Origin of the sequence: Gemmatimonas sp., from assembly GCF_044376735.1 — a bacterium.
In the GTDB taxonomy this organism is placed as follows: Bacteria; Gemmatimonadota; Gemmatimonadetes; order Gemmatimonadales; family Gemmatimonadaceae; genus Gemmatimonas.
The window spans coordinates 1-5,523 of sequence record NZ_JBILKJ010000166.1; the positions used below are offsets into that span (position 1 = coordinate 1).

General features: G+C 68.2%; 6 protein-coding genes. 4 read left to right on the forward strand and 2 right to left on the reverse strand.

Annotation, left to right across the window (positions count from 1 at the left end):
* A partial coding sequence (locus tag ACIRA7_RS14505; protein ID WP_396221565.1) for a glycosyl hydrolase family 18 protein occupies positions 1-1,335 on the reverse strand: 1,335 nt, incomplete at its 3' end.
* 113 nt (positions 1,336-1,448) lie between these two features.
* Between ACIRA7_RS14505 and ACIRA7_RS14510 the strand changes: the two genes are divergently transcribed.
* The 4 genes from ACIRA7_RS14510 to ACIRA7_RS14525 all read left to right on the forward strand — a co-directional run bounded on the left by ACIRA7_RS14510 (position 1,449) and on the right by ACIRA7_RS14525 (position 4,152).
* The gene (locus ACIRA7_RS14510) at positions 1,449-1,847 is read left to right on the forward strand and encodes a hypothetical protein (protein ID WP_396221566.1); all 399 of its coding nucleotides are present in this window, start codon (positions 1,449-1,451) and stop codon (positions 1,845-1,847) included.
* 10 nt (positions 1,848-1,857) lie between these two features.
* The gene (locus tag ACIRA7_RS14515) at positions 1,858-3,396 is read left to right on the forward strand and encodes a GMC oxidoreductase (protein ID WP_396221567.1); all 1,539 of its coding nucleotides are present in this window, start codon (positions 1,858-1,860) and stop codon (positions 3,394-3,396) included.
* Positions 3,397-3,608: 212 nt separating this feature from the next.
* Positions 3,609-3,833, forward strand: a complete 225-nt coding sequence (locus ACIRA7_RS14520) for an AbrB/MazE/SpoVT family DNA-binding domain-containing protein (RefSeq protein WP_396202149.1) — start codon at positions 3,609-3,611, stop codon at positions 3,831-3,833.
* On the forward strand, positions 3,820-4,152 hold the full coding sequence (locus ACIRA7_RS14525) for a type II toxin-antitoxin system PemK/MazF family toxin (RefSeq protein ID WP_396221568.1): 333 nt from the start codon (positions 3,820-3,822) through the stop codon (positions 4,150-4,152). Before ACIRA7_RS14520 ends, ACIRA7_RS14525 begins: the two co-directional genes overlap by 14 nt.
* A 17-nt stretch (positions 4,153-4,169) precedes the next feature.
* Here the strand turns inward: ACIRA7_RS14525 and ACIRA7_RS14530 are convergent.
* Positions 4,170-5,523: gamma-glutamyltransferase family protein (locus ACIRA7_RS14530; RefSeq protein WP_396221569.1), on the reverse strand; the 1,354-nt coding region annotated here is incomplete at its 5' end.

Here is a 5,523-nt window from a genome sequence, read left to right on the forward strand (position 1 = left end):
CTGGATGTACCCGCGCGCGTCCACCTGCACGGTGCGCTTGCCGCGCCCCGACTGCCGCTCCACCGCCAGGACCTCGCCCTCGCCCACGATCACCGATACGCCGTCGTTCAGCAGTTCACGCAGCTCGTTGGGTGATCCCGTCCGTCCGGTGCGTGCCAAGACCCGCCAGAGAGTGGCGTCTTCACCGCCCAGCCGCCACAACGCGAGCCCCGCGGCACCCGTCGCCGACGCGACCGTGATCTGGTTCCACGCCGTCGCCGCATCGAGATACCACACCGTATGCGTGATCCCCTGTCCATCGCGCCACGTGGCGTAGGGGTTCCGCGTGCGCCCATCGAACCACGGCCCACTGCGCGTCACGCGGCCCAACGCCATCGCTTCACTCACGCTCACGGTGGCCGCCTGCGGCCGGTCGCTGCGCCAGTGATAACCGTACTGCCCGAGCCCCACCAACACCTTGTGCGCGGGGATGGAGTCGAGCACCGCGTCGAGGCGTTCGGCGAACCAGGGTGCGCTCGCCACCGGCCCGGGCTCGGTTTCGTCCGCATGCTCGTCGTACAGCATGGGGATGGCGTAGTCGAGCGCCGCCCCATACGCCGCCAGCGGATAGCCATCGCCGTCGCTGATCGGCAGGGCGGCCGACAGCACCGCCCCAAACGGCGCGAGCGCGCTGCGCAACTCGCGGATGAACGCGAGCACCTGCGGATGTTCGGCCGCCGGCACCAGCTCGAAGTCGAGCGTGATGCCCTTCAGGTCGTGTGCCCGCACTACGTCAACGAGCTGCTGCACCGCCCGCGTGCGCGTTGCCGGCGTGCCAACCACGGTGGACACCAGCGTGGAATCGAATCCGGAGGCGCCGAAGTTGGTGAGCATCAGATGCACGCCGAGGTCGCGTCGCCGTGCCTCGTCGAGCAGATCCTCATCGAGCGTGATCGTGATCTCCCCCGGCTTCCCACGCCCGAGGAACGCCCCCTCGATGATGACCCAATCGAGACGATCGCCGTAGCGCTTGAGGGCCGCGCGACTCCCCGCGTCCCACTGCACCACGAAGCCGGCCACGATCGGGTCGGTGACCGGCGTGCCGACATGGCGCGTCGTCGCCATCGGCGGGCAGCGCTTCCCGCACGGGCGGCCGGTCGAGTCCGCCGCCCCACCGATGCGCCGCGATGCCAGGCTGGCGGTGATCGGCAGCGGCTCCACCACGGGGGGTTGCAGTACGCCAATGGCGAGCGAGCCACCCAGCAAGGCCACGCTGGCCGCCACGGCGACCAGGAAATAACGCCACATGCGGCCACGACGGCCGGAGGGATCATGAAAGACGGGACGGATCAGCACACGAGGATCATCGGCCCGATCCGCGTCCAACTAAATACCGCCGCGGTAGATTTTCTTCGCGAATGTACCGGACGGTGCTTGTTCGCCTGCGACCGACCTCATACGTTCGCCGGATGACACCGCCCAGTCACCCCGACCGTCGTGCGTTCCTGCAGGGCACGCTGCGCACGGTCACCGCGATCGCGGTGGTGGGTGGCTGCTCCAGCGATCGGCCCTATTCCGACGCGGCGCTGGCGCAACCGGCACTGTTGCCGGTGCTCGGGGCCGCGCGGGTCCGCGAGATCGGCCACGCCTACCGGCGTATCACGCCGACCGAATCGGCGGCACCGGCGCTGCGCGCCGCGATTGCGCACGGTGCGCAGTCGCTCCGCGACCTGCCGTGGTCGCCGTACCCCTCGCTCGACGCGCTCATCGCGTCCGACTTCGCGGAGGATCGGGTCGTCTTCCCCGCCGGGTGGATGCTGTCCGTGACGGAAGCGCGACAGTGCGCCTTGTTCACCCTGCAGGGCTGAGCCGTACCACATGCACATCGATGCGTTGTCGCTGCCCGACGAAACGCAACTCGACGCCGACCTGTGCATCGTCGGTGCCGGTGCCGCCGGCATCGCGATGGCGATGGAGTTCATCGGGACTCCCACCCGCGTGGCGCTCCTCGAGGGCGGTGGCTTCGACCTCGAGGGTCCCGTGCAGGCACTGTATCGTGGCGAGGTCGTCGGACGCCCGTACTACCCACTCGAGTCCACGCGCCTCCATTACTTCGGGGGCACCACGGGGCATTGGGGCGGCTACTGCGCCCCGCTCGATCCGATCGATTTCACCACGCGCGCCTGGGTGCCGCACAGCGGATGGCCCATCACCCGCGCCCAGCTCGACCCGTTCTATGCCCGGGCCCATCCGCTGCTCGACCTGGGGCCGTTCGACTACCGCAGCAGCTACTGGGAACAGACGGACGCCCGCCGGGAGCCGCTGCCGCTCGATCGCACGGTGCTCGAGGAGAAGGTGTGGCAGTTCAGCGCGCCCACCCGCTTCGGGTCGAAATTCCGACGCGCCCTGATCGACGCCCCCAACGTGCACCTGTATACGCACGCCAACGTGGTCCAGGTAGTCGCCAACGAGAGTGCGCGCGCCATCGACGCGGTGCAGGTGCGCCAATTCGACGGACGGACGATGCTGGTACGCGCCCGGCAGTTCGTGCTGGCCTGCAGCACGATGCAGAACGTGCGCTTGCTGCTCGCCTCCAACGACCGGGCCACGACGGGGCTGGGTAACGCGCACGATCAGGTAGGACGCTACTTCGCCGAGCACCTCGAAATGCCGGCCGGTACCGTCGTGCTCACCCGCCCGCAGTCGCTGCAACACTACGCGTACGATTTCGGCGTCACCAAGGCGCGCGCCGAATTGCGGCTCACCGATGCCCAGCAAGAGGCGCGGCGTGTACTGAATGCCACGGTGGCGCTGGATCCGGCACCGGAATCGGGCAACGCCCTCAGTACCTTCGAAGCGGAATCGCCGGAGGACGTGGAGTTGTACCGGCGCGCCACGAAAGACAGCCTGACCGCCGACATGAAGTCCAGCGAGCAGGTGTACGACGCCGCGCGCGTGCGAGCCCAGCCCTTCTTCACGCTGACCACGCGCCAGGAGCAGGCGCCCAATCCGGATTCGCGCATCACGCTCTCCGCCGAACGCGATGCGCTTGGCGTGCCGCGGGTGCGCTTCGACTGGCGGCTCACGCCACTCGATAAACACAGCATGCGGACGCTGTATACCCGCGTAGGGCGCGAATTCGGGCGCCTCGGCATCGGGCGCGTGCAATTGCGCGACTGGCTGCTGGGCGACGACGACACGTGGCCACCACTCGTGAGCGGCGGATGGCATGACACGGGCGCCACCCGGATGCACGACGACCCCAAGCGGGGCGTGGTCGATGCCGACTGCCGCGTGCACGGACTGAGCAACCTGTATCTGGCCGGCGCCGGGGTGTTCCCCACGGCGGGATCGGCCAACCCGACCCTGACGCTGGTGGCGCTGGCGCTGCGGTTGGCGGATCGCCTCAAGGGGTAGGGCGAGAGCGGCGGCTCGTCGTGGTCAGGCGATGGTGACGAGAGAACGCCGGAGCCCCCCCACGCGCGTTGCCAGGGAATCGCTCGCGTCGGCGCGATGACGACGGTCCTCACCGCCGGCGGTATGTTGGCGGACCCGTTCCGATTGCCCGGGACCCTCTACACCATTACCGTAATACGTATTACCGTTCCTACGTATTGCGGAGGAGTGCCATGCCCGTGTCCACGCTCACGTCCAAGTACCAGGCGACCATTCCCCGCGCCGTGCGCGAGGCGCTTACCCTCGGCGCCGGTGACCGCATCGAGTTCATCATCGAACGCGACGGGGTGCGCGTGCGGCGCGCCCTGCCGGCCGACGCCGAATTGCAGGAGCTCGAGGCCACGCTCGCACCGGAATGGGATTCGGCACGCGACGACGCGGCCTATGCCGACCTATAGCCCGGGAGACGTGGTGGTCGTGCCGTTTCCGTTCTCCGATCGCGAGGCCTCGAAGCGGCGGCCGGCGCTGGTCTGTTCGGCGACCGCCTTCAACGACAGTTCCCACCATCTGGTGCTGGCCATGATCACCACGGCCTCGCACAAGAAGTGGCCCGGCGATGTCCCAATTCGCGACCTCACACCCACCGGACTGCCGGTGGCGTCGATCGTGCGCTGGAAGCTGTTCACGCTGGATGCGTCGCTGGTACTACGCCGCGCCGGTGCGCTCTCCGCGCGCGACCGCGCAACCTGCCGAAAGCGGCAGCCCATCGCGCTGTAACGCCGTTCAGCCCCGCCTCAGTACCCCACCGCCATCCCGTCCTTCCGCGGATCACTCCCGGCCGCGTACCCCTTCGGCAGTCGCACGATCGCCTGCGCTCCACCGAACGCGATCGTGGGCTGCTCGATGAGCACGTGCCCCATCGCCACCAGCGCGTTGCGTACGCCATCGCCAATGGGCGGCTCCAGCGCCACACGCTGTTTGTCGTAGTGACGGAACCGCGGCGCATCGATCGCCGCCTGTACGTCCATGCCGAACACGAAGTAGTTGAGCAGGAACTGCACGTGTCCCTGCGCCTGCACCCCGCCGCCCATGAGCCCGAAGCTCATGTACGCCTGCTCGCGTCCGTTCGCCGTCTGCGTGACAAAGCCGGGAATGAGCGTATGAAACGGCCGCTTGCCCGGCGCCACCGTGTTCGGCAGTCCCTCCGCGAGCGTGAAGCCCGCGCCGCGATTGTGCAGTGCAAAGCCGGTACCGGGCACCACGATTCCCGATCCGAAGTAGTCGTAGTTGGAGTTGATGAACGACACCATGTTGCCGTCGGCGTCGGCCACGGTGAGGTACACCGTTTCGCTCTTCGTGCGCAGCGGACCGGGGTCCACGCGCTCCTGTGCCCGCAGCGGATTCAGATGACTGCGCCGTTCCGCAATGAACTCGTCGCTGAGCATCTGCGACGCCGGCATGTCGAGATGATCGGCATCACCCACGAACCGATCGAGATCGGCGTAGGCCAGCTTCTTGGCCTCGATGAGATGATGCAGGTACGCGGGCGAGTTGTGCCCCATCGCCTTGAGATCGTACGGCTCGAGAATGCGCAGCATCTCCAGCGCGGCGATGCCCTGATTGTTCGGCGGCAACTCCCATACGCGATAGCCCTTGAACGGCACCGAGATCGGCGTCACCCAGTTCGGCGCGTTCTTGCGCAAGTCGTCGAGCGTGACGAAGCCGTCCAGCGCCTTGAGGCGCGACACCAGCCGCTTGCCGATGCTCCCGCCGTAGAACGTGCCGATCCCGCTGTCGGCAATCGTTCTCAGCGTGCGCGCGTAGTCGGCGTTGCGGAACCACTCGCCCGCCTTGGGTGCGCGCCCGCCGGGCAGGAAGGTGGCGGCGGCCGCCGAGTCACGTTGCAGGAACGCCGTCTCATCGGCCCACTGCGCCGCGATGATCGGCGACACCGGGAAGCCGTCGCGCGCATAGCCGATGGCCGGTTGCAGCACCTGCGCCAGCGTGCGTTTTCCGTAGCTGCGCACCAGCGTGTCCCACCCGGCCAACGCACCAGGTACCGTCACCGACATCACACCCTGCTGCGATCCCGCGCGAAAGCCGCGTGCCTGCAACGTGGCACGGGTCATCAGCGACCCCGCGCGGCCG